This window comes from Neobacillus sp. GCM10027624, from assembly GCF_042675345.1.
GTDB lineage: Bacteria > Bacillota > Bacilli > Bacillales > Cytobacillaceae > Neobacillus > Neobacillus cucumis_D.
Genome location: NZ_JBHTHD010000003.1, coordinates 916956 through 941222, shown reverse-complemented (window position 1 = coordinate 941222; position 24267 = coordinate 916956). Strand labels below are relative to the sequence as shown.

Here is a 24267-nt window from a genome sequence, read left to right as displayed (position 1 = left end):
CTCTTATTCATATCCAAAAGCAACAAAGTTTACGAAAAGAGCCTTAATAAAAGAATTTAAGCAAGCCTGCTGCATTTAAATCTATATTTTGATGAAACAAATATTATGAAGAAATTTTTTTCAGAAAATAAAACCCTTTATTGAACTTCCTTCTCTACTTTGTAGAGTTCTTCTTCCTGAAGCTTGCGCCATAAAATTTTTCCGCTGCTTGTCATTGGGAATTGCTTTCTAAACTCGACTTCGCGTGGATATTTATAAGCAGCCATATAAATCTTGGACCATTCAATAATTTCCTCCTCGCTTATTTTCCCTTCATAATTTTCGTTTAAAATCACAAATGCTTTTACGGTTTCCCCTCTTCTTGAATCAGGTACGCCGACGACACATGCCTGCTGGATTGCTGGGTGTTTATAGAGGTAGGATTCTACTTCTGTCGGCCAAACTTTATATCCGGATGCGTTAATCATCCTTTTCACTCGGTCAACGATAAAAAAATAGCCTTCTTCATCATAGCGGCCAATATCGCCCGTTCTGAAAAACGTTTTTCCCTCCATCACCATAAAGGAGCCTCTATTTTCGTCGTCACGGTTATAATAACCGACCATTACCTGAGGGCCATTAACAACAATTTCTCCTACTTCCCCCACACCCAGTTCTTTTCCGGTACCTGGTTCGATAATCCGAGCATCAACGTCAAAGGATGGAATTCCGAGACATTGCATTTTTGGACGGTCTGCAGGGTTAAAATGGGTTTGAGCAATCGTCTCGGATAAACCATAGCCTTCGACAAACCGCAACCCGGTAAGGTTAAACAATTTTTCGCCAACCGCCTCCGGCAATGCGGCCCCGCCTCCGGAAATAGAAGTTAAATTAGCAAGATCCTCTGCCTTTAATTTCGGATTCGCCAGGAAATCCACAATCATTGTCGCGATCGCTACCCAATGGGTACAGCCCTTCGTTTTGATTAACTCTACTGCCGCCTCACGATTCCATCTTGTCATAATCACCATCGTTCCGCCTGCAAAAATCGGCATATGCATGCTATGAACCATTCCTGTTACATGGAAAAGCGGCAAGGTCGTTAAATGGACAGAATTTGTTGTCGTACGCGACCAATAATAAGCTCCGATCGTGTTTGCATTCACCGTACGATTGGTATGTATACATCCTTTCGGCAGACCGGTTGTTCCCGATGTATATGGAAGAACTGCTAGATCATCACCTTTGGCCGTATGTTCAAGAGGAATGAACTTGGATTCAATCGCTTCTCTCCAAAGGAAGTGGTTTGGAACATTAAAAACCACTCTTGGTGTCTCTACCTCCTTTGGAAGGATACCAGCAAACTCATCGGAAGCGTAATCAGAGTAAGCAGCAATAACCAGATTATTAAGGGTTGTTTGTCCATGCAAAGGACGGACCTGCTCGTATAGTTCCTGCCCAATTAATGCCGTTTTGATTTCACAATCACGTATATAGAAGTCCAATTCATTCGTTGTTAACATTGGATTAATGGGAACGACCACAGCATTTGCCCTTAAAATTGCATAGTATCCGATGACAAATTGTGGTGAGTTCTGCATAAAAAGCATTACCTTCTCACCCGCTGTGACACCCAATTTGTGCTGCAAGTAACCAGCAAGGCCGTTGACTTCCTCGTTTAGTTGTTGATAAGTGAGGTTTTTGCCATAATAATAGATTGCTTCTTGATCCGGATAACGTTCCGCACTAACCTTGAGGTTGTTATAAAGTGAAGTGGATGGAAGTTTCAACGATTTCGGTATTTGAGGCCAATATTTGTAATGAAGGGTTAGCATGGATCAACTCTCCTCAACGAATAGAATACTTGTATGTAAACGCTGTCATTTCTCATAAAAAATAAGGTCGCCAATTTTGGGAAACTTAGTGTTCAATTGGCGAAACCTTTTCCTAATTTAAATATTTAATATAGTCGATACACGACTTCCCCTTTTAACACTTCTTTATGATCCTGGTTCACTGCTTCTACTTTAAAGCGGAGAGTTAGATCCTGTTTCTCTAGTAATCTAGCTTTAAGAGTGATAACATCGTTTAAAAAGACCATTCCTTTAAAACGGATGGAATAATCTTGAATAAATCCTTCTTCAAAATAGGATGTAAACAGCTTTGCGAGGTTTCCCATTGTCCACATCCCATGCGCAATAATCCCCGGTAGCCCGGCTTTAATTGCTTCTTCATCAATCGTGTGGATGGGGTTATAATCACCGGATGCTCCTGCGTATTTGATTAAGTCGAGCCTTGATACAGGCTCAAGTTGAACCTCTTTCACCGATTCTCCAACCTGTAGCTGTGACAATGCATTCATGGTGTTAACACCTTCCTCACTGCTTCAGAAATGACAATTGTCGAGGTAGAGCTAAAAATGGTATTTCCGGAAACATCTTCCCCAAAGCTTTCAAGGACAAGAAAACCCATCTTCCCAAAGCCGCCACTTTTCTCCACATAGCTTTTTATGATGGAATAGCAGAAAATTTCTTCCCCTACCATCAATGGGCGAACATAATGAAAGGTTTGTTCCCCATGAATCAAGCCCTTGACGGGAAGATGAAAGCCATCAATTTCGCCATAATCAAAAATCCTTGGAAACGTGGGAGGTGCAATATTGCATTTATATCTTGATTGTTTTCCAATCTCTTCATTAAAATAAATCGGCTGCAGATCGCCAATTGCTTCAGCAAATTTCTTGACGGCCCCTCTTTCAACGACATTTTTTATTTTTGTTGATTGCTTGCCAATTTGATCTTTAAACAATTCTACCTCACCTCACAAGATTAGCATTTCGGTCCGCCTGCAACATAAATAACCTGCCCGTTAATAAACGATGACTTTTCATCAGCAAAGAAAGCAACTGCATTTGCGATATCAGCTGGCTTCCCGCTTCTGCCAACAGGAATCTGAGAAACGCTTGCTTCCACCAAAGTCTCGAAGGGAATGCCGATTCTTTCTGCCGTTGCCATGGTCATTTCCGTTTCAATAAAACCTGGTGCTACCGAATTTGCGGTAATTCCGTACCTGCCAAGTTCAATCGCTAATGTCTTGGTGAACCCCTGTAAGCCTGCTTTAGCTGCCGCATAATTGGCTTGGCCGCGGTTTCCAAGCGCAGAAGTAGAGGAAATGTTTATAATCCGGCCATATTTCTTTTCCACCATGTATTTTTGCACGGCACGAGTGGTATTAAACGAGCCCTTTAAGTGAACATCCATAACCATCTGCCAATCAGAATCCGTCATTTTAAACAAGAGGTTGTCACGGATTACACCTGCGTTGTTGACAAGGATATCGACGGAACCAAATGTTTCAAAAACCTCTTTAACAGCTGTTTCCACTTGCTCAGCATCGACCACATTCGCAACCTTCGAATAGACCTCATAGCCTTTTTCTCTTAACGCGCTTGTTGTTTCATGTAATGCTTCTTCGTTTAAATCAATAAAGGCAACCTTTGCTCCTTCTTCTGCAAAAAGCTCAACAATACCTTTTCCAATACCACGGCTTCCGCCTGTGACAAATGCTACTTTACCTTCAAACCTTCCAGTCATATAATATTCCTCCTAATAAAACCTATCTACTTCTCTAGTAATCATACTATGAATAGGAGAGCGCTTACAATTCTTACCTATTAAATAGATTGGCCTATTTTCACATGCCCCTTGATCAGGTTTCGAGCAATAATCATTCGCTGAATTTCATCTGTACCATCATAGATTCTCCAAAGCCTGGCTTCTCGGTACCAGCGTTCAATTGGCAATTCCTTTGTATAGCCCATGCCCCCATGAATTTGTAAAACTCGATCCACAACGCGGTTACCCATATTGGAACCATATAATTTTGCCATAGAAGCTAAGTGACGGTTATCTTGCCCTTCATCAAGGGTGAACGCGGCATTTAACACTAACCATCTGGCTGCTTCGATTTCAACCGCAGAATCGGCAATTTGCCACTGAATCGCTTGTCTCTCGGCAATTGGCTTGCCAAAGGTGATCCGCTCTTTTGAATAATCGATGGCCATCTGCAACAGACGCTCTGCAGCTCCAACTGCTCTTGCCCCAACAATCCATCTGGCAAACCCAATCCATTCAAGCCCTATATTGTATCCTTTATGAAGCTCACCAAGGATATTTTTTTCCGGTACACGGACATTTTCAAATACTAACCCGGCTGGTCCCCATTCTCCCATTGTATGTATATATTCAGATTTCCAACCCATTTCTCTATCGACAATAAAACAGGTAACCCCCTCTCGTCCCTGTGTTTTTTGATGGAGCTCTCTATCGGTAATCGCAATCGCCATGACAAAATCCGCTTCGTTTCCGCCGGTGATAAAGGTCTTTTCGCCGTTTAGCACCCATTCATTGCCGTCTTTCACAGCAGTCATTTTAATATTTCTGGTATCAGATCCAGCACCTGGCTCGGTCATCGCAAAACAGGATTTCTTGTCACCATGAATCGTTGGAATTAAATAGTTCTTCTTTTGTTCTTCATTTCCATAATAAAGGATATTATCAGCTGAACCGCCAAATTGGAATGGCACAAAGGTTTTCGAAACTTCCATTAACACTATGGCCATCATCATTTGGCCAAGATTGGCACCTCCATATTCCTCTGGGGTATTGATACCCCAAAAGCCTGCTTCCTTCGCCTTTAATTGCAGTTCCTTTAGCTTACCAGGCGGAAGGCTGGCCCTTCCCTCTCTTTCGTTTCTCAGCACATCATTTTCAAGCGGAATTAACTCTTTTTCTACGAATCTTCTAATTGTTTTTTGCACCATTTTTTGTTCATCGGTAAGTCGCAAATGCATACCATTCACTCCATTCTAATTCTTAGAAACTCCCCTATTTTCCACAAAAATATTATGCAAATCACCCCAGAAACATACCTACTGGTTAGTATGTTAACTTTATTTTATTCTGAACTTTCAGATAACACAAGTCTTATTGCGCAAATTTTAGTAAAAAAACCTTTGGCTATTTTCTATGCCAAAGGATTAATGGGTTATGCTCCTGAATTGCTTTTTTACTAAATGCCTTTTCACGAATAGTAGAAATTGCGATGGAGCTTGTAAGCCAGGCAAGGATACCGGAGGCAATACTTAAACCCCAATTATTTGTACCTTCTAAAACAAGGAGGACCGTTGTTACACAGACACTTCCTCCCATCATTCCATAAATTGAACCCTTTGCAATATTCGTTGCTTTCCTTGTTCCTGAAGCGATACCGACCATAATGACGGCCGTCAACATAACAGCGGGAAATGCAGCGAAGATACCAGCTAGAATTTTCCACGGAGAAATAATGGTAATCAGATAGCTTAATGAAACGGCAAACCCGCCTAATAAAAATCGAATAAATAAGTCCTGTTTATTCACAGTAATCACCTATTTCTATTATGATATAATCACAACTACTACCATTGAGACAACCAACCAGCAAGCCATTGAATGAATAATGCCTCGCTTCCAGCCGAACTTTGGAAGCAAATATCCGGCAAGGATCGCAACCAGGATATTAATAGCCATTCCCCATATTGCTCCCTTAGAAATAAGGATAGAATGTGCCACTAGCTCACCGCCGCGAAAATCAAGCGCAATAGTCAAAAGTGCAGCAAGATAGACAGCTGGGAAAGCGGCAAAAATCCCTCCGGCTTTTTCCCCTAGTTTCTTGGCCACAAGTGTACAAGCAAGAACAGCAGAACCTCCTAATATGAATCGAATCAACAGGGCACTTAATGAAAGATGCATGATTTATTCGCCTCTTTTAGATGTTTAATAGTTTGTGCATTTATTCACAAAAATCTTTACATTGATAGTTTACCTCATTTTTATTCCAACGCCTGTGAACTTTTTATTAAGGTTTTCAAAGCGTTTACATAATAAATTTTAACCTTTTTATGCGTATCTGGATAAATTATGCATGGTTAAATAAAATTACATAATTAATTTGTTGATTAATTCCTAACAAAACATGTATAAATAAACTTTTTTTACAATTAAAGTCTTTTATTAAAATTGGTATGAAAATTGCAACTATTTAAAATAGTTAATTATTACTTCAACAAAAATAGTTAATTATTACTTCAACAAAGATTGGGGGTATGAATGAAATACGGCTTTCAAAGGATACTTTATATTTTAAGCATCCTAATGTTTAAGTTGAAATGAAATCGTTTACATCTTTTAAAAAATGAAGTGTTTCAAAAGGAGAGTTGATAGTATTGGAGAATGTAAGCCTTAAACGATCACTTGGACTATGGGCAATCGTTGGCCTTGGCTTAGGGTATATGACACCTACGATTGTATTTGATACCTTTGGAATTGTGTCTGAAGAGACCAATGGAGTTGTCCCACTTGCCTATCTAACAGCACTGGTCGTAATGCTCTTTACAGCGATTAGTTACGGAAAGATGGTAAAAGTTTTTCCGAGTGCCGGTTCAGCCTATACGTATACAAAAGAGACGATGAGTCCCCACCTTGGATTTTTAGTCGGTTGGGCAGCATTGCTGGATTATATTCTTCTTCCAATGGTTAATGCACTTATCATACGTATTTATATGGTTTCCATATTTCCGAACGTTCCTGCATGGATTTGGGTTGTTCTATATGTTGCTGTCGTTACGGCTATTAACGTATGGAGTATGGGGAAAACTTCAAGTTTAAATTCCATACTGGTTGTATTTGAAGTTGTATTAATTGGGGCCTTTATTGTCCTCGCGTTTATTAAGCTTTCACAAGGTATGGGTCAAGGAACGATTTTCACAGCTGAACCACTTTTCCATTCCAATATCCAGCTTGGACATATTTTAACAGGTGCAACAGTGGTTTGTTTTTCCTTCATTGGTTTTGATGCCGTCACCATGTATGCAGAAGAAGCAAAAGATCAAAAAACACTGCCGCGGGCGATTATGCTGACCGTTTTTATCGGCGGAGCGATCTTTTTCGTCTGTGGATATTTTGCACAAGCGTTATTCCCAGACGTATCGAACTTCAAAGTCACAGATGATACCCTTCCTGAAATTGGCCTATATGTCGGGGGGACATTATTTAAACTGATTTTCCTTGCAGGTGCTTTTGCCGCAACCGTTGCATCGGGACTTGCTTCACATGCAAGTGTGTCCCGTCTTCTATATGTTATGGGACGAAATGGTGTCTTACCTAGAAAGCTTTTTGGCTACGTACACCCGAAATTCAGGACTCCTGCCTTTAATGTCATCCTTGTTGGCGTTGTTTCACTGCTTGCTATTGCTCCGAGTCTAGAGTTAATTTCTTCATTTATAAATTTTGGGGCGTTAATTGCCTTTACGTTTGTCAACTTATCTGTTATCGCCCATTTTGTATTCCGTCAAAAAAGATATAAAACAGGAAAAGATATTTTCGCCTATATTGTTATGCCGCTTTTAGGAGCTGGGTTAACGGGAATTTTATGGTATAACCTGCAGGCTGATGCCCTAATCGGAGGAATTGTCTGGGTAGTCATAGGGTTTATTTATCTTCTATTCCAAACAAAATTCTTTAAAGTTAAAATTGCTGATTTTGATTTCGATGAAGTAGAACGTACCACAACTCTATAATTAGAAAAAGAGGGACAGTTTTCAATGCTGTCCCTCTTTTTTCATGTCTGGATTATGCATGAATGAGTACATTATGCAAAACTTCATAAAAATTAACAGGTATAACGAATCCAACTTGTTGGAGAAAAGTCGAATTTTGGAGAACGTTCATGGCATTTCCACTCCAATTTTGCATAATTTTATGGTTGGCACGAAAATTGCAAATATTTTAAACAGTTACATTTTATATTAATATAGAAGGAGGAATAATAGATTGGTTGATTAACGAAGGCTTTTAAACTGTAAAAGCTTTTGAAGGATAATTTTAAAATGAAACGGCTTTCATTTTGGAATAACTTCACATTGGGTAGATGTGCATAAAGGGGAGTTGTTTAAATTGGAGAATGTTACACTAAAGCGTTCACTTGGATTATGGGCAATCGTTGGGCTTGGCTTGGGTTATATGACCCCTACGATTGCATTTGATACGTTTGGCATTGTTTCTAAAGGAACAAATGGGGTTGTTCCGCTTGCCTACCTTACAGCTTTAGTGGTGATGCTGTTCACCGCTATTAGTTATGGAAAAATGGTACAGGTATTTCCTAGTGCGGGATCGGCCTATACCTATACAAAGGAGACAATGAACCCATACTTAGGATTTCTTGTCGGCTGGGCCGCATTGCTGGACTATATCCTCCTTCCAATGGTGAATGCTCTAATTATTCGAATTTACATGGTATCCATCTTCCCAAGCGTCCCAGCATGGGTATGGGTTCTCATTTGGGTGGCGATTTGTACAGGATTAAATGTTTGGAGTATGGGAAAGACCTCGAATTTGAATTCCATTTTGGTTGTTTTTTCACTAATTTTAATTGTGGTTTTTATCGTTCTGGCTTTTGTTAAGTTTTCTCAAGGGATGGGGCAAGGAACCATTTTAACAACAGAACCACTTTTCCATGCGAATATCCATCTAGGCGCCGTTTTGACGGGGGCAACGGTGGTTTGTTTCTCATTTATTGGATTTGATGCCGTTACGATGTACGCGGAGGAAGCAGTTGATAAAAAAATCATGCCAAAAGCGATTATGCTAACGGTTTTCATTGGTGGAGCTATCTTTTTCGTTACCGGGTATTTCGCTCAAGCCTTATTCCCGGATGTTTCGAATTTCAAAAATACCGACGATACCTTACCTGAAATTGCATTATTTGTTGGCGGCACTCTTTTTAAACTATTCCTCGTTGCAGGAGCCTTTGCAGCAACGGCAGCCTCCGGACTTGCTTCCCATGCGAGTGTTTCGAGACTTTTATACGTGATGGGACGCAATGGGGCCCTTCCGAAGAAACTATTTGGTTATGTACATCCTAAATTCCGGACACCTGCGTTTAACGTCGTTTTCGTTGGGGTGGTTTCTATGTTAGCCATCTCTCCAAGCTTGGAGTTAGTTTCTTCGGTCATTAACTTTGGAGCGTTGATTGCGTTTACCTTTGTTAACCTATCGGTCATAGCCCATTTTGTCTTTAAGCAAAAGAGATATAAAACGGTAAAGGACCTTTTCAATTATTTAATCATGCCGTTAATCGGCGCAGGATTAACGGGAATTTTATGGTCAAACCTTCATGCAGACGCACTAATTGGGGGAATTGTTTGGTCACTGATTGGAGTCCTGTATTTATTTTATCAAACCAAAATTCGTAAAAACAATATTGCCGTTTTAGACTTTGAAGAAGCAGGATAATGTGGTGAGGCAAACCTATACAGTCCATCTCTTATATGATAATACTAAAGCCGCTTGGATTAACCAATTCCAAGCGGCTTTTAGTATTATAGGCATTTTAAATAATTAAATAACATTTTTGATTGAAGCGGAAATCAACTACCATGTTCACATTGCCATTTCTATAAATCTTTTACCTTTTTGTAATCATTTTTAACTGTTTCGATACCAATCATTTTTTAAAATTTATTATGATTACCTTGTGGAAAAAAATAATCGAAAGTAGGGATTTTCATGTTAAATACTTCATTGAAGAAAGGTTCATTTTTGACAGCCTTAGTAACGGCGTTGCTCCTCTTGTTCTCTTCCTTCTTTAGTCCAATTGCTGAGGCAGCCCAGACGAAAGGACAAAAAGTTGTATCCTATGCCCAAAAATATGAAGGAAGTCCTTTCAAATATGGCGGCACCACTCCAAAAGGATTTGATGCTTCAGGTTACACTCAGTTTGTTTATAAAAATGCTATAAATACTAAGATTCCAAGAACAAGTGCCGATCAATATAAAGTTGGTAAAAGCGTTAAATTGAGCAAATTACAGCCTGGTGACCTCGTATTCTATAAAACAAATGGAAAAACTGTTTCCTTTGTTGCTATTTATATCGGTAATCAAAAATTCATTGGTGCTACCTCTAATGGTGTAAAGATTCAGTCGATGAAGCTTTCTTATTGGAAAGATAAATATGTTGGCGCTAAAAGAATAATCAAATAACCCGCTTCTGATTTTGATGATGAAAAAGTTGCAAAAAAAGTGGAAGGATTTTTTCTACTACGTCGTATTAGTATTTCTGAGCATTCTCGGTGTAAATTCCCTCTTTTATTTCATCGTTCGTTTATTCATTCGTGACTTTTAAAAAGGCTTGGGGGTTTTCCCCAGCCTTTTTAAACCTTCATTAAAATGTCCCGGGATCAGAGAATATTCTCCATCCGGTCTCTGTTTTTTGGAATCCGATATGGACCACTTCATAGGAGTAACTGTCTCCTAGTGGAACTTTTATATCAAACTCCTTTTCTTCCCCATTATCTTTTTTCTGTACTACTTTTGCTAAATCATAATTTAACATTGATCCCCCGTCGGCATTTGGCTGGACGAGCTTCCTATCGTGTTCTAGAATTTTTGCTTTTTTCATAAAGGTATCGATTGCATCTAATGTATATGAAGTGGATAAATAATTAAGCAACTTTAATTTCGTGTCTAAATCAGACCCTAGATAACGGTATTCCGAATCACTTAGATGGATGGGCTCGATTATCCCATCTTTCATTTTTCCGCCGCTCATCACATACTGATATTTCATCGCTGCATTCTTTGCGATCTGAATGACATTTTCATTTTCAAGGCTGTAATATTCCTGGTATTCGGGTCCGATTTTTACACTTGTAATGATTTGTTCCCTGTTGGAAATAGCTGTTTGAATGAGCTTATTCCCATCATCGCTCAATTCTTTTCCTCTTCTTATAAAATAAAGATGGTTTTTCGTTTCTCCAATTTTCACTAATTCAGAATCCTTGATCCCTCCTGACATGTCCTTTGTAAAAATCTCGAAGGTAAATAAACATTTTTGCCGCCTTTGATCAGGAGAAAATAACACTGAAACGATATCGCTGTTATTTTCGTCATGGCCGCCTTTCGTTGTAATGTAAGGAGCAAGATTACTTGGAACACGAAAGGAAAGATTCGGATCATGATATTCAAACAAAACCGAAGAGTCTTTATTTTTTTCCAGCTTTTCAACAATTTGATCCTTTAATTTCAAAAAAGAGCTATAAGACGGAACAACAGTATGAAGCTTCATTCCTTTTTCCAGCGCCGTTAAAGCCAGCTCCGGGTGATTTGCCTTTAAATGGGCATCGGCTAAATAATACCAATAATAAGCGGCATCCGGAACCTCTGCTGTTCGATGTTCATAATAATCAATCACCTTATGAAAATAGCTGGGTTCATGTTCTTTATCCACTTCAAAGCCGTTCCCATCCCATTTTAATAGCTGCACCTTATAAACATCCGCAAGATCACGCTGCCAAATGACAAGTCTTGTCAATGAATCATTTTTAAACTGAAGGGCTTCCAATTCGTGATAGTTTAACTTCTGTATCTTTTTAAGTTTTTTGTTATTCCAGGAATAAATTTCTAATATATTACCCGAAGAAACTCCATCCTGCCAACCAATTAATAGGTCCTTTTGTTGATCCTCCGTTACATCGGCGGAATTGGCCCAGTTAACCGCGTAACCGGTTCCTTTTTTTATAAAAACTTTTGCCCAATCCTTATTTTCTTTTTTTAATACAAAAAAGCCAACCTGGTCTTTGCTGCTGGTTGAACTATAAAAAACAACAATTTCGTTTTTCCCATCCCCATCTAAATCAACAGGCTGCACCGGGTCAGCCCCTACAGGACCATTCGGCACTGAAAAAGTAGTTCCCTTTGGCAGATACTTTGCAGCGGTTGCCACAACATTATCATCATGCTCCGTTTCAAATGCTTTCACGTACTTTGGAACCTGTATAAGACTTTCAGGTTCGGGAAAAAGATTACAGCCACTAAGCATGATCATACCGATTGCAGGAACAACCCATTTTCTCATTTGGCTTCCAAACATAACCTTCTCCTCTTAATCTATTGAATTGGCAGACGAATCTCTGCTGTAGTCCCGTTCCCATTCTTACTATTCAAAGAAAATTTCCCGTGATGCGCTTTAATAATCTCATCGACAATTGCCAATCCGATGCCGCTTCCAGCTCCTTTGGATTTCCCTTTATAAAATTTGTTTTTCACCAGCTGTAATTCCTCTTTAGTGATTCCACTACCTGAATCGATGACCTGAATTACCGCTTCCTTTCCTATGCTCATTAGTACGACAACAATTTTACCGCCATAAGGGGTGAACTTAAAAGCATTATCCAAAAGATTCATCAATACCTGCTTTAAACGATTATGATCTACAAGAACGGGAACAAGACTTTCATCTAAGTGTCCTGAAAGCTGAATCCCTTGTCTCTCAGCCCTTGGAGCTAATTGGTGAATCACCTGTTGGATAAAAGTTGGCAATGCGACTTTTTCAATCACCAATGGCAGTTTACCTGAAGATAAACTCGAGAAATCAAGTAAGTCACCAAGTAAATGATTAAGCCGGTCACTTTCAGTTGAAATAATCTCAAGACCGTTGCGGAAGAAATCGTCTTCTGTCATGGAATTAAGCGTAACCGCCCAGCCCTTGATGGAGGTCAAGGGCGTTCGAAGTTCATGTGAAACAGAAGCGATAAATTCATTTTTTAATTGCTCATGCTTCTCAATCTGCATTGCCATATAGTTTAATGTGTCTGCAAGCTTGCCAATTTCATCTTCATTCTCCTTTTTTACTCTAGTAGATAACTTCCCGGAAGCCATTTGTTCCGCAGCCTTCGTAATAACACTAATTGGCTTCGTAATGGTGTTTGCAAGGAAAAAGCTGATGATGGCTGCCGTAAGGATAACAATCCCTCCAAATGATAAAAGGATGAGCATATTTTTGGTAAAAACGTGATTTAACCGTTCCATCGAGGTAGTAAAGCGAATCGCCCCTATAACCGTATTTCCCCGCTTTAACGGCTGTGTTACAAATAAGATCCGTTCTCCGGCTGCTTTCGTATCTAGATAGCCGGTAACACCGGTAATCGCCATTTTTACATCCTCATATTCGGATATGTTTTTTTGCTTATTATCATGGGTATCAGCAATTACATTTCCATTAGGATCCATTAATTGAACCTCAGCCGATACCAGGAATCGATATTGATCCAATAATCTCCCCGGGTCGTTCAGCAATTGGTTGTCAATTAATTCCTGCTCATAATAGGATGAAAACAATATGCCTTGGTCGCGCAATGTTTGCTTGATTCCATCTAGATAATAAACTCTTAAGGCGAAAAGAATGATCGCTTCAAATAAGGCAACACTAAAGATGATTAGGATTAAATAACTCCAAACCACTCTCCGTTTAATTCCCTTTTTCATTTATTTATCTCACTATTTTGAAAGGAATAACCAAAACCCCAGATGGTTTTTAAAAACAAAGGCTGAGACGGGTCATCTTCAATTTTCTCTCTTAATCTGCGAATATGTACATCTACTGTTTTTGGGTCGCCAAAATAATTCTGCCCCCAAATTTCATCTAATAGCTGATTTCTTGAGAGCGGCTCATTAAACCGCTCAAAAAATAGTCTAATTAATTGAAATTCTCTTGCGGTTAATTTGACCATTTGTCCATTTTTATACAGGCGCTGTGTTTTTATTTCGAAATGAAAAGGTCCAGCTTTGATGACCGGTTCAGGCTGTTTAGGTACGGTTTGATTTGTTCTTCTTAAAACTGAACGAATTCTTGCCACTAACTCCAGTGGGTTAAATGGCTTTACAATATAATCATCCGCACCTAGTTCCAAGCCCATAATCTTTTCCATATCTTGTCCGCGGGCAGAAACTATTACAATTGGAAGTCTGGGATGAGTTTCCCTGATTTTACTGCAGAGTTCAAATCCGTCCATATCAGGCAGCATAATATCTAAAAGAACTAAAGAAGGAGTTCGATTATTTACAAGTGCTAACGCCTCTTTTCCTTCCCCTGCTTCCATTACCTCAAAATTTGAGCGCTGTAAATTAAATAAAATTAGTTTCCGAATCGGGATTTCATCTTCCACCACTAAAATTTTTCCTTCTGACATCGTATAAACCTCACAATTTACAATTTTACCTTCTTCTATAATTTTACATAACAGGTAAAACTAAGCAACGGTTATTTCTTTTTATTATAAAAAAATAACCTTCGCGGCAGCGAGGGTTATTATCATGTTAAGGTTTAATTGTAGAATTTTATTCTTTTATCCGGCTTTTTCGGCATTACTTATCTCCTTCATTAAAATTTTTAATTGTTTGATGGCTCTATGCTGGGTTGTTTTCACTTTACTTTCCTTCCAGCCTAATACTTTAGCGGTTTCATAAATTGAAAGCTCCTGAAGGAACCGGAGAATGATTACGCTTTTTTGGTCTAAGGTGCACTGTTCAAGACATTTGAACATATTTTGTGTATCCTCTTTTTGAAATGCAGACTCTTCCGGCGAAATCGATTCATCCTTGATTTGTTGCTCCCAAGAATCAAATTGATCGACGATCCGCTGTTTCCAGCCTTTATGTTTTCGAAAGGAATCAATGGCCACATTTCTGGCAATTGCAAAAAGCCATGTTTTTTCACTGCTATCGCCCTTGAATTGCCGGTAGGCCTTCAATACACGTATATAGACTTCTTGGACAAGATCTTCTGCTTGTTCGCGATTATGAACCATATAATATAGAAAATTAAAAACATCTTGATGATATTTTTTATATAAATGATTAAAGACTTCTTCCAATTCATGCTCACACTCCTAACACCATTCAACCTGCGGCAAAGGATACATCTTCAGTTTTAAAATTCTAAAATTCATATCCCCTACAAATCATACTTTTTTTTCCAGAAAAAAGGGTTACAATCCGGTAAAATCTTTTCTTCGACTATGTTACCAATTTGTAACCTTTTCGATAGCCTCATTTTCTCGAAAATACCGGCAGAATTATGCAATTTATCTAGAATTCCAGAATTGCATTATTCCAAATTCATTCAGAATCTAGTACTATAGAAGGAAGGTATGTTTTTACGAACAAACGAGAAAATTCACTTACTGAAAGAACTGGAGAATTACATGAAGAAACATAAACTTGTAATTTTATACTTTGTCTTAAGTTTCATTTGGATATATGGAACAAATTTTTTAGTTGAACAGTATCTCCCCACTCATTTAATTTGGATTTTTGAACGGTTAAAAGAAATCTTTTATGTGATTGTTACCGGTGGAGCAATTTATTTCTTTATCGGTAAAAATGAAGAATTGAATGCATCCAAAGAGGATGAAAAACGTCTATCCACCTTGATCAATTCGATGGTTGATTTCGTCAACTTTAAGGATGGGGAAGGAAGATGGATTGAAGCAAATAATTATGGATTAAGGCTATTCCAACTTGAAAATATTGATTATCGGGGTAAAAAGGACTCTGAATTAGCAGCCTACTCAGATTATTATGCAGATGCCCTCCGGTATTGTGAGGTGTCTGATGAAGAGACATGGAAAAATGGAATTGTGACTCGGTGCGAAGAAATGATTCCAATCCCCGATGGCTCTAGCAAAACATTTGACACAATCAAAGTCCCACTGTTTAATCCTGATGGATCAAGACAGGGCCTCGTGATTATTGGCCGAGATATTACGGAAAAAAAAGATATGGCCAAAAAGCTGGCAGAAAGCCAGCAGCAATACAAATCATTGTTTGAATACAGCCCGGATATTGTTTATATGATGGACTTAAATGGAGTCCTTTCAAATTTGAATCCACAATTTGAAATTATTACGGGTTATAAAAGGGAAGAAATGATTGGTAAAAATGTAAAAAGCATATTACCTAAGCGCTTTCGCCATCATCTTAAGGAATTTATCTCGACCGTCGTAGATGATAGTACGCCAATCATTTATGAATTAAACATCCTCCATGCGGACGGGCATTCGATTACCTTACAAACTACCTCCCTTCCCATTGTTATTAATGGTGAAATAACAGGGGTTATTGGATATGGAAGAGATGTAACGGGATTGAGGCAAACAGAGGAACGGTTAAGAAGGACAGAAAAACTTTCTGTCGTCGGGGAACTATCTGCAAGTGTTGCCCATGAAATTCGCAATCCGCTTACGTCTTTGAAAGGATTTGTTCAGCTTTTACAGGTTGAGGACCAAAGGCATCAATTTTATTACCAAATCATGCTAGATGAACTTGATCGAATCAACCATATTGTGGGTGAACTGCTGCTCTTAGCAAAACCGCAGGTACTTAAATATACAAATGCGGATATCCAAAAAATCATGTTTGATGTCATTTCATTATTAAATACAGAAGCAAGTCTATATAATGTGCAAATAGAATCAACTTTTCCTGCAAAGGAAACCCTCATGGAGTGCGAACCAAACCAACTTAAGCAATTGTTTATTAATGTCATTAAAAACGCGATTGAAGCTTCACAAAACGGCGGTACGATTCTGGTAAGTATTGGAAGAATCGAACAAGATCAGATTACGATTAAAGTGAAAGATAACGGCTGCGGTATTACGAAAGAAAGATTAGCCAAAATTGGTGAGCCGTTTTACTCCTCCAAAGAAAAAGGAACTGGTTTAGGATTGACGGTCAGCTTCAAGATCGTGCAATCACATAAAGGAACCATTACATTTGAAAGTCAAAAAAATGAAGGAACATTAGTCACCATCATTCTGCCGCATAATCCCAAAAAGGCTAAAACAACAAGGCATGCAAAAATTGCAAAACCATAATTCTGATTAAAAACAGTCATTAGATTACAAATGGCTGTTTTTTCAATTTGTCGTCGCATTAGATTTTTCCTTCCTTTTTCGAAAAAAGGCAATCACTAGCATAGTACTTGGAATGATAATTTGAAAGGGATAATGTAAATAGACCGTGACAACTTCTAACCCCTCTTTAATATGTTCAGCATACGAGGAGGCAATAGTAATGGATGCGAACAAGACGATCAATCCAATTGGAAAGGTAAGCTTCTTCTGCTTAAATTGAAATATATCGGCTGCACCTGCGACGGCAGCGTAATAAAAGAGTGATACTTTAAAAAAACCGCCAATGATGAGGTAGAGCATAAAAAGAACATCCAGCCGTTCAATAAAATTTGCCAATTGGATTCTTGAAACAGTTGTTAGCAAAGGAAAATTTGACCGAAGATACAGTTCCGGACCTATAGTCGAAATCGTAATAATTACGGTAATAATAATATTGATTCCACTTAAAATCATCCCGCCGACACAAACAAATTTTATTTTTTTGGGTTCATTAACAAATGGTAAAATCATCGTGAAAACAATCATCTCTCCAAACGGAAAGGTAAGTGTTTCACCAAGAAATGATTTAAACACCGGTTTCCAACCATTTTCAAGAATGGGCTTTAGGTATTCAAAGTGAATTAAACCAGAAAAGATAATGAGCAGAAATCCTGCTATAGCCATTAAATAAATAATACCAAAATATAGCTGTCCCACTCTTGCGATGACTTCTAACCCTTTATGTATTCCATAAATGATGGTCAACACCATCAAGGTATTAATGACAAACAGTGGGGTAGTGGTATAAACCGTGTTTGTCAACAATTCGCCAAAATCCCTTAAGACCCTCGCTGAAAAATAGATAAAATACATAACATAAAATAAGGCAATGATTCGCCCCGGCCATTTCCCGACAATTTTTTGTACATAGCTAGTCAAGGGCAAATCTTGATAATAAAGAAAGAGACGATAATAAATGAAGAAGACCATTAAACCGCCCGCTAACCCCAATAAAATGGCAATCCATGCGTCTTGTTTTGCCTTACCACCTAGACCAAAGAGAATTGAACTCCCCATTTCAAAAAGAAAGACAAGGACGAAAAGCTGGGATGCGTTTATTTTTATCTTTTCCATCTACAACTTCTCCCCTTTGCTTAGGCTTATTTAGTAAAATCGACCCAGAATGGATTTACTCGAATTCCTTCCCGTCTTACGTAGGAGGCTACCTTCACATTTACATCAAGCTCCGCAAATTGATTATCCCAGTCAGCTTTAATTTTTTTCCAATAAAGCGGGTACGCTCGATGAATCGTTTCTCCGAAGCCGAACACATCACTTTTTTTCCTTTGGGCAGCCTTAATCGCTGCTAAAACTTCCTTTTGAATTTCATTTTGAACGAGTTGGTCAATTTTTTTAATTACTTCTGGATTTGAGAGGTCAATAGCCGTATTTGCTTCACTAATCCAGCCTTCGTTCTCAATAAAAACATTTATAAGAGGTTTTCCATTTTTCATGCTTGGCGTGACCTTTGTTTTCGAACGAATGGGTGCAATTGATAATGCATCCTTTTTTCCATTCCAACTCACATTAATATCTGTGCTTTGAACCTTGTTTAAAACCCATACCACACCGCGGGCATTTTTTTGATCAACCCACCCCGTCAATTTACCACTTTTGAAAAGGGCTAATCCAGCCGCAGCTGGGACACCATCAGCTTTTGTTTTCTGTAAAATATCCGATTTCCCGACATTCTCTGTATCGCCAATTAGTCTAATTCCATTTGCCAATGGCTGTTTACCCTTCGAAACCAGTGCCGCAAGAAAATCATCGATGGGGACGTGCATATTTTCTCCTAACAGTTTTTCTGTTGTATTAATTTCTTTTGTGATCTTATTCACCGGTAGTTTATCAAGAAGTGACAGCGTTGAAATCATGTCTTCTGCACTTACGTTTCTAGCAACTACCAGCTCTGTTGTTGTCCGAAACTCGGGATCACGGTCGAGGGCATCCAAAATATCTAGTAAATCCGTTTTCGCTACCTCTTCACTCACAACAACCAGATTGGTGTGAGCGTAATAAAGCCGGCGTGATATTTGCCTAGTTATTTTTCTAGCCGCTTCTGTTGCTGTATTACCCGTGCTTTTATACACGACAATTGGTAATCCTTGCCCACCACCGCTTTGTCCTGATGATACATTTCCAGGGTTTACGATTTGTACCGAGAAATCAAATTTCTTATCTTCTCCCCTATCTATACCTAACGCCATGACAAATGCTAGATCTGTCAGCTCTTTTTGATTCCAACATGCGCTTACAATCGGAATAAAAAGAATATTGAGTAAAAAAATCACCAGATATTTTTTCATTTCTGGTCACCTTTTGTTCCAGATTGATTGTTTTCATTTTGCGGACCTGGCTTTTGATTTTCTCCCGTTCTAACCACATTTCCTTTACTGATAAACATTGGCCTATTTTTCAATGCCCATATTGGAAATCGCACAAATACATCCTGCTGGTTATTAATGTTAAATGGAGCCAACGGCATCATATAGGGAATCCCAAATGACCTTAGTGAACATAAATGGATGGTCATAAACATGAGACCTAACATCAATCCATAAAAGCCTAAAATGGTCGCCAAAATCATCAGAACGAAGCGGATTAATCTTGCGGCAATAGCCATCGCGAAGCTCGGTGTCGAAAAATTTGCGATGGCTGTAATCGAAACCACGATTACCATGACCGGGGAGACAAAACCTGCTTGAACTGCCGCCTGACCAATAACTAACGCACCAACGATGGAAACAGCCTGACCGACTGCACGTGGGAGTCTTAATCCGGCTTCCCTTAATATTTCAAAGGTTACCTCCATAATGAGGGCCTCAACAAAGGCAGGAAATGGGACATTTTCCCGCTGAGCTGCAATGGCAATTGCCATTGTGGTAGGAATCATTTCCTGATGGAAGGTAGTCGCTGCAATATAGAGTGCCGGCCCCATAATTGCAATAAAAAAAGCTAAAATTCTTAAGAAACGAATGGCTGAAGAAAGATCGAAGCGTGAATAATAATCATCGGGTGCCTGAAAAAATTGAATAAAAACGGCCGGAACTGTCACGACAAACGGAGTTCCATCAACTAAAAGCGCAATTCTTCCTTCAAGTAGATGGGAAGTTACTACATCTGGTCTTTCAACATGAAAAGTAGTTGGAAAGGAAGTCCATGCCTGATCCTCAATTAATTGCTCAATATAGCCTGAACCAATAATCGAATCGATATTGATACGATTTAAACGCTCTTTGACTTCAGCCACAATTTTTTCATTTGCAATTCCTTTTATATACATAATTCCGATATCTGTTTGGCTGACTTTCCCGATTTTAATCGTTTCCAGCCATAAATTCGGGCTTTTTATCCTTCTTCGGAGAAGTGCTGTATTTGTTCTTAATGTTTCTGTAAACGAATCCTTTGGACCACGGATGGATAATTCCGTTGACGGTTCAGAAATCGCCCTTTTCTCCCAGCCTTTTGTCTCAACACTAATCGCCTGATTGTATCCATCTAAAAAAATGATTGTGTTACCCGATAATAAATATTCATAGACCTTATCCCAGTTTTCGATTGCCAGGACGCTGCCTAAACCTGTTGCATAATCTAACATCCATTCAAAAGAATTGATTTCCACTTTTTCCAATTCCTCCGTTAATGCTTGAAGGAAAAAATCATTAATTGTTTTATTATCAGCTAACCCATCAACGTAAACGACAAATCCTTTTACTCTCGGAAATCTGATTTCCCGAAAAACGATATCAGTACTTTCGCCAAACTCTCCCTTAATTCTTTTAATATTTTCCTGATAATCTCGATTTATCGGTAAATTTTCCGGCTTACCCGGGTCTTGTTTTTGTCTGTAATTATCGTTTTGTCGTTTTTTTTGCTTCTTTTTTAAAATATTCGTTAATATGGACACGATTTCCGCCTCACTTAGAATCACCATCATTCTCTAATATGGGTAGATTGTCCAAAAATCACCAAATTATCCATTTTTGTTTCTGTATAAACGATAAATCGGAACAAACAATATTTGTATTACGGTCAGTAGGTGATGTAGATGAAACTGCTTTTTGTCAGTATGCTGCTTGCTGTTTTCTCGTTTTCTCTGATCATCGGGCTAGACCTATTGATGGGACGAAACCCCAATGATGTTTTAAAGAATGCTTTAAATCCCTTTCGTGTCATGATGCCATCAGAATATCTCATTTTAATTTTTTTCATTCTTTTTTTTCTGATAGACGTCTTCCGTGATTATCTTAGTAAGAAAAAAGGAGATAATTCAACTTCTTAAATAAAAAAATGAGGGCTCAATTTGAGCTCTCCGATTTCGTTCTTATTTTTCTCCATAATCCACGGACGGATTTCATTCTATACTTCCATTTTTCATTCCTTTTTAGATTCGGTCCAAATAAATATCGTTTCCATCCCCAATTTACTGATTCCTCAAGAACAATCAAAAATACTAGTAGTCCAATACTAATCCAAAGCCACATCCCATAGTCCCCTTTACTACTGGATAATTTATCCTATTCGGATTTACCGGTCTACAGCACTATGAGATTAGTTTTTTAGAAAATGATAAATTGGTAGACGGAGTTCATGAGATATAATGAATAAGACACTTACAAGAATTGAAGAGATATAGAATTGTTAAAAAGGATGCTGAGCATCCTTTTTAGATTTTTTCAATACTTGCCACTCTTGTTTTTATATAAACCTTATTACCAGCTGTAAAAAAGAAAAGACTTCCAAAGGTAATAACTGCAATCATCCAAAACATGACTTGACCATGAACATGACTTAATAGAAATCCGCCCAAAACCGGACCAAGAAAATTTCCTATTTTTCTAAATTGACCTGCACCAAAATACGCTCCTCGTAAATGTTCAGGGGCGAGGTGATCAATGAGAATGCTACTCGAAGGAAAAATCAAAATTTCTCCCAGGGTTAAAAGAATAATTGAAAAAACAGCCGTTACCCAACCGGATATAAAACTAAAACCAAATAGCCCTGCAGCCATAAAAATGGAACCTGCAAGCATGGCCTGCATCGGCTTAAATTTTTCCGCTATATGACTAATCGGCATCTGAAGGACAACAACCATAACCGCATTAATCGTAAGTAGAACCGAAAAAATCACCACGCCGTTTTGCAACTTTGCTTCCAAATGTTGCGGCAGATTTGAATCGAGCTGTACATACCCAATGTTTACTAAAATACTGCCCAAAATTAAAAACATGAGGGCCCGATCTTTTCGGATAATCCTAAATGCATTGATAATAGATACCGTTTTTTTGCTTTCCTTCTGTTGAGGAATGACCAATCTTTGCAAGAAGAAAAACAATACAATCGCATACAGTAAATAGGTTGTACCTGTTATGGCAAAAGACATTTTAGCGGATGTTGCCGCTAAATAAGCCCCAATTAGCGGCCCAACGGAGGCCCCGATATTGATAGCGGTATAACGAAGGGAATAAGCTTTCATCCGATTTTTATTATCGGTGATATCCGCCATCAATGCTTGTGAGGTTGGTTCAAAGAATGAATTGCAAAGTCCATTCAAGGCGTTTAAGAAGATAAACCAGCCTTGACTACTGGCAATTGTAAAACCGTAGTAAACGATTGCTAGTGTGAATAAAGATAATAGCATGACCCTTTTTCGCCCGTATCTGTCGGAAAGATGACCGCCAATAAATCCGCCAACGGTTGCCATAAGCGGACTCATTCCGACTGTCAAACCGATAACAACAGGAGGAAGGTCCATATTACGAGATAAATAGATGGATAGAAACGGCAGGGTCATAAAAGCTGAGCCTCTTGCCAGCACAGTACCAATTAAAAGGACCCAAACAATCGTATGAAATTGTCTAAGGTAAGTTTTAATTTTATTCATAAAATTCCTCACTTTATGTATTTTCCTTTATTAGTAAATCAATTTGGGTTCAAAAAGTAAAGAAAAAAAAGACCATTTGTGGTCTTTTATCATTATTCAATCCATTTATATAAAGTAATATCATGATAAACGGGTTCAAATAGCTCATTTGAATGAAAGCTTTTTAGTTTTTTCACTTTTTGACCAAGGTTGATTCCTTGGGACTTAAATCCTTCGATGACTTTATCGGTCAACAATATCGTCTTCCCGTGATAATACTTTGACTCGAGTCTAAACAATTGATATGTTTCAATTCTTTTGTTTAAGTAAGGTGCTTTTAGGTACTGCAGAACTCTTGTTTCTTCCCATGTATAAAGAATGACAGGCTCATCAAACTGCCCAATATATTCATTCATTTGGTAAACTGCAGGTTTTTCTGTTGCTTGTATTTTTAAAAGCTTTACATCACGATTGACTTGACAGAACAAAATTACCACAGTCACTCCCATAACAATTGCAGATGACTTTTTCGAAAAAAGCTTAATCATTACAAAAAGAAGGAGCATAAGAACCAGCGGCAGTACATGTCTTGCTTTTTCAATATTCTGCGCCAGTAACGCCCAGACGAAATAACTAGCGAATAACCAATAAAATAGCATGTTTGATGGCTGACTTTTTTTTACCTTTCGAATTAGAAAAGAGAATAAAAGAATATAAAGAATTGCAGTTAAGTGCGATTCAGCAAAAGTACCCGTCCAGAAAATATTCTTCCAAATAAACAGGTACATACGTTGAAAAAAGGCTATTTGATCTGTTTCGATAGCCCCTCCCCAATCGGTGAAATGCCCGCTTGTAAATGCTAATGAAAGTTTGATGAATCCTCTTATACTTCCTTCGGAAATTACAAGACCCATTACCCATATGAGCTGAAATAAGACGGCCCATATGGTGTAGACAAATATGGTTCGCATTGGAGTATTATTAGTTTTTACCTTTAGATAAAATAAATAGATCATGCCAATTGCAAAGGGCAGGTAGGAGAGACGAATTCCAAGTAAAACACTTAATAGGACCAGTGGGACCAACATACCCCGGTTATTTTTTGAAATAATTGCAAACTCAAGTCCCCATACATACCACCATAGGGCCGCTAGTGCGGCCCCCTCTGACATCGGCTGGTTGACCATAATAACAGTGTAGCTAGATGTATAAATGATTGCAGTTGATAAAATTGCGTAGGAACGTTTGAGTCTTTTATGTATGATTCGAAACAGCGGGATTAGCGAACTTGCATAAAAAAGAATGGTAAAGGCAGTTAGTGCCTGTGAGGGCTCACTCACAAAAACATGCATCAATTTACCGCCTAAAATAAAAAAAGGATAGCCCGGAAAATGCGGCTGCATCTCCATCAGATCGAAACGCTTGACGGCCAAGGCAAAATCAACCTGGTCCCAGGAAGAAACGAACGGATTAAGGTTAACCCACTGCATGATAAATACAATAAGTATAGAAGCAATCCCCAGCCACTCTATTAATGTCAATTTTAAAATTGAGTTTTTCATATTTCACCGCCTATCCATGAAAAAGTACAAGGCTA

General features: G+C 38.5%; 21 protein-coding genes. 5 read left to right on the top strand and 16 right to left on the bottom strand.

The genetic code is table 11. From position 1 onward, the window contains the following. Nucleotides 1–137 precede the first annotated feature (137 nt). The 7 genes from ACFQZ9_RS09710 to ACFQZ9_RS09680 all read right to left on the bottom strand — a co-directional run bounded on the left by ACFQZ9_RS09710 (nt 138) and on the right by ACFQZ9_RS09680 (nt 5771). Nucleotides 138–1814 (bottom strand): long-chain fatty acid--CoA ligase, encoded by a 1677-nt coding sequence (locus ACFQZ9_RS09710; RefSeq protein ID WP_498943576.1) that lies wholly within the window; start codon nt 1812–1814, stop codon nt 138–140. A 125-nt stretch (nt 1815–1939) separates the two neighbouring features. Continuing rightward, nucleotides 1940–2341 (bottom strand): MaoC/PaaZ C-terminal domain-containing protein, encoded by a 402-nt coding sequence (locus tag ACFQZ9_RS09705; RefSeq protein WP_198309916.1) that lies wholly within the window; start codon nt 2339–2341, stop codon nt 1940–1942. Continuing rightward, the gene (locus ACFQZ9_RS09700) at nt 2338–2787 is read right to left on the bottom strand and encodes a MaoC family dehydratase N-terminal domain-containing protein (protein WP_198309915.1); all 450 of its coding nucleotides are present in this window, start codon (nt 2785–2787) and stop codon (nt 2338–2340) included. The genes ACFQZ9_RS09705 and ACFQZ9_RS09700 overlap by 4 nt, the downstream gene beginning before the upstream one ends. Before the next feature lie 20 nt (nt 2788–2807). Continuing rightward, complete coding sequence (locus ACFQZ9_RS09695; protein ID WP_198309914.1) at nt 2808–3572, bottom strand: beta-ketoacyl-ACP reductase; 765 nt, start codon at nt 3570–3572, stop codon at nt 2808–2810. 80 nt (nt 3573–3652) lie between these two features. Next, nucleotides 3653–4831, bottom strand: coding sequence for an acyl-CoA dehydrogenase family protein (locus tag ACFQZ9_RS09690; RefSeq protein WP_498943575.1), 1179 nt, complete (start codon nt 4829–4831; stop codon nt 3653–3655). Nucleotides 4832–4997: 166 nt separating this feature from the next. Continuing rightward, nucleotides 4998–5399, bottom strand: coding sequence for a DUF3147 family protein (locus ACFQZ9_RS09685; RefSeq protein WP_498943574.1), 402 nt, complete (start codon nt 5397–5399; stop codon nt 4998–5000). Between the two features lie 18 nt (nt 5400–5417). After that, nucleotides 5418–5771: a DUF3147 family protein gene (locus tag ACFQZ9_RS09680; protein ID WP_498943573.1), complete on the bottom strand. Its 354-nt coding sequence runs from the start codon at nt 5769–5771 to the stop codon at nt 5418–5420. A 473-nt stretch (nt 5772–6244) separates the two neighbouring features. Here ACFQZ9_RS09680 and ACFQZ9_RS09675 point away from each other — a divergent pair, with 473 nt between their 5' ends. The 3 genes from ACFQZ9_RS09675 to ACFQZ9_RS09665 all read left to right on the top strand — a co-directional run bounded on the left by ACFQZ9_RS09675 (nt 6245) and on the right by ACFQZ9_RS09665 (nt 10058). Then, nucleotides 6245–7597 carry an APC family permease gene (locus ACFQZ9_RS09675; RefSeq protein WP_498943572.1) on the top strand — a complete coding sequence of 451 codons (1353 nt, stop codon included), beginning with the start codon at nt 6245–6247 and terminating at the stop codon, nt 7595–7597. A gap of 376 nt (nt 7598–7973) precedes the next feature. Further along, nucleotides 7974–9311 carry an APC family permease gene (locus ACFQZ9_RS09670; RefSeq protein ID WP_498943571.1) on the top strand — a complete coding sequence of 446 codons (1338 nt, stop codon included), beginning with the start codon at nt 7974–7976 and terminating at the stop codon, nt 9309–9311. A gap of 273 nt (nt 9312–9584) precedes the next feature. Beyond that, complete coding sequence (locus ACFQZ9_RS09665; RefSeq protein ID WP_498943570.1) at nt 9585–10058, top strand: C40 family peptidase; 474 nt, start codon at nt 9585–9587, stop codon at nt 10056–10058. A gap of 181 nt (nt 10059–10239) precedes the next feature. Here ACFQZ9_RS09665 and ACFQZ9_RS09660 read toward each other — a convergent pair whose 3' ends face one another. The 4 genes from ACFQZ9_RS09660 to ACFQZ9_RS09645 form a co-directional block, all read right to left on the bottom strand. Further along, nucleotides 10240–11946 carry a DL-endopeptidase inhibitor IseA family protein gene (locus ACFQZ9_RS09660; protein ID WP_498943569.1) on the bottom strand — a complete coding sequence of 569 codons (1707 nt, stop codon included), beginning with the start codon at nt 11944–11946 and terminating at the stop codon, nt 10240–10242. 17 nt (nt 11947–11963) lie between these two features. Beyond that, complete coding sequence (locus ACFQZ9_RS09655) at nt 11964–13340, bottom strand: HAMP domain-containing sensor histidine kinase (RefSeq protein WP_498943568.1); 1377 nt, start codon at nt 13338–13340, stop codon at nt 11964–11966. Then, complete coding sequence (locus ACFQZ9_RS09650) at nt 13337–14044, bottom strand: response regulator transcription factor (protein WP_498943567.1); 708 nt, start codon at nt 14042–14044, stop codon at nt 13337–13339. Before ACFQZ9_RS09650 ends, ACFQZ9_RS09655 begins: the two co-directional genes overlap by 4 nt. Nucleotides 14045–14200: 156 nt before the next feature. Next, nucleotides 14201–14728 (bottom strand): RNA polymerase sigma factor SigX, encoded by a 528-nt coding sequence (locus tag ACFQZ9_RS09645; RefSeq protein ID WP_198309905.1) that lies wholly within the window; start codon nt 14726–14728, stop codon nt 14201–14203. A gap of 330 nt (nt 14729–15058) precedes the next feature. Here ACFQZ9_RS09645 and ACFQZ9_RS09640 point away from each other — a divergent pair, with 330 nt between their 5' ends. Continuing rightward, complete coding sequence (locus tag ACFQZ9_RS09640) at nt 15059–16729, top strand: PAS domain-containing sensor histidine kinase (protein ID WP_498943566.1); 1671 nt, start codon at nt 15059–15061, stop codon at nt 16727–16729. Nucleotides 16730–16771: 42 nt separating this feature from the next. Here the strand turns inward: ACFQZ9_RS09640 and ACFQZ9_RS09635 are convergent, their stop codons facing one another. The 3 genes from ACFQZ9_RS09635 to ACFQZ9_RS09625 are packed head-to-tail and all read right to left on the bottom strand — an operon-like array spanning nt 16772 to nt 20738. After that, nucleotides 16772–17881: a GerAB/ArcD/ProY family transporter gene (locus ACFQZ9_RS09635; protein WP_498943565.1), complete on the bottom strand. Its 1110-nt coding sequence runs from the start codon at nt 17879–17881 to the stop codon at nt 16772–16774. 26 nt (nt 17882–17907) lie between these two features. After that, entirely contained in the window at nt 17908–19113 is a 1206-nt protein-coding gene (locus tag ACFQZ9_RS09630) for a Ger(x)C family spore germination protein (RefSeq protein ID WP_498943564.1), read from the bottom strand. Continuing rightward, a complete protein-coding gene (locus ACFQZ9_RS09625) occupies nt 19110–20738 on the bottom strand; it encodes a spore germination protein (RefSeq protein ID WP_498943563.1) in 1629 nt (542 codons plus the stop codon). The genes ACFQZ9_RS09630 and ACFQZ9_RS09625 overlap by 4 nt, the downstream gene beginning before the upstream one ends. Nucleotides 20739–20855: 117 nt before the next feature. On the opposite strand from ACFQZ9_RS09625, the gene ACFQZ9_RS09620 reads away from it, so the two are divergent. Next, nucleotides 20856–21089: a YczF family membrane protein gene (locus ACFQZ9_RS09620; RefSeq protein WP_498943562.1), complete on the top strand. Its 234-nt coding sequence runs from the start codon at nt 20856–20858 to the stop codon at nt 21087–21089. Nucleotides 21090–21473: 384 nt separating this feature from the next. Here the strand turns inward: ACFQZ9_RS09620 and ACFQZ9_RS09615 are convergent, their stop codons facing one another. Both ACFQZ9_RS09615 and ACFQZ9_RS09610 read right to left on the bottom strand, forming a co-directional pair. Then, nucleotides 21474–22691 carry an MDR family MFS transporter gene (locus ACFQZ9_RS09615; protein WP_498943561.1) on the bottom strand — a complete coding sequence of 406 codons (1218 nt, stop codon included), beginning with the start codon at nt 22689–22691 and terminating at the stop codon, nt 21474–21476. A gap of 92 nt (nt 22692–22783) precedes the next feature. Continuing rightward, entirely contained in the window at nt 22784–24232 is a 1449-nt protein-coding gene (locus ACFQZ9_RS09610) for a hypothetical protein (protein ID WP_498943560.1), read from the bottom strand. Nucleotides 24233–24267: the final 35 nt, after the last annotated feature.

Bases quoted from the DNA above. Each gene is read 5' to 3' on its own strand.
- ACFQZ9_RS09710 (WP_498943576.1), bottom strand. From the start codon at position 1,814: ATGCTAACCCTTCATTACAAATATTGGCCTCAAATACCGAAATCGTTG.
- ACFQZ9_RS09705 (WP_198309916.1), bottom strand. From the start codon at position 2,341: ATGAATGCATTGTCACAGCTACAGGTTGGAGAATCGGTGAAAGAGGTT.
- ACFQZ9_RS09695 (WP_198309914.1), bottom strand. From the start codon at position 3,572: ATGACTGGAAGGTTTGAAGGTAAAGTAGCATTTGTCACAGGCGGAAGC.
- ACFQZ9_RS09690 (WP_498943575.1), bottom strand. From the start codon at position 4,831: ATGCATTTGCGACTTACCGATGAACAAAAAATGGTGCAAAAAACAATT.
- ACFQZ9_RS09680 (WP_498943573.1), bottom strand. From the start codon at position 5,771: ATGCATCTTTCATTAAGTGCCCTGTTGATTCGATTCATATTAGGAGGT.
- ACFQZ9_RS09665 (WP_498943570.1), top strand. From the start codon at position 9,585: ATGTTAAATACTTCATTGAAGAAAGGTTCATTTTTGACAGCCTTAGTA.
- ACFQZ9_RS09660 (WP_498943569.1), bottom strand. From the start codon at position 11,946: ATGTTTGGAAGCCAAATGAGAAAATGGGTTGTTCCTGCAATCGGTATG.
- ACFQZ9_RS09655 (WP_498943568.1), bottom strand. From the start codon at position 13,340: ATGAAAAAGGGAATTAAACGGAGAGTGGTTTGGAGTTATTTAATCCTA.
- ACFQZ9_RS09650 (WP_498943567.1), bottom strand. From the start codon at position 14,044: ATGTCAGAAGGAAAAATTTTAGTGGTGGAAGATGAAATCCCGATTCGG.
- ACFQZ9_RS09640 (WP_498943566.1), top strand. From the start codon at position 15,059: ATGAAGAAACATAAACTTGTAATTTTATACTTTGTCTTAAGTTTCATT.
- ACFQZ9_RS09635 (WP_498943565.1), bottom strand. From the start codon at position 17,881: ATGGAAAAGATAAAAATAAACGCATCCCAGCTTTTCGTCCTTGTCTTT.
- ACFQZ9_RS09630 (WP_498943564.1), bottom strand. From the start codon at position 19,113: ATGAAAAAATATCTGGTGATTTTTTTACTCAATATTCTTTTTATTCCG.
- ACFQZ9_RS09620 (WP_498943562.1), top strand. From the start codon at position 20,856: ATGAAACTGCTTTTTGTCAGTATGCTGCTTGCTGTTTTCTCGTTTTCT.
- ACFQZ9_RS09615 (WP_498943561.1), bottom strand. From the start codon at position 22,691: ATGAATAAAATTAAAACTTACCTTAGACAATTTCATACGATTGTTTGG.
- ACFQZ9_RS09610 (WP_498943560.1), bottom strand. From the start codon at position 24,232: ATGAAAAACTCAATTTTAAAATTGACATTAATAGAGTGGCTGGGGATT.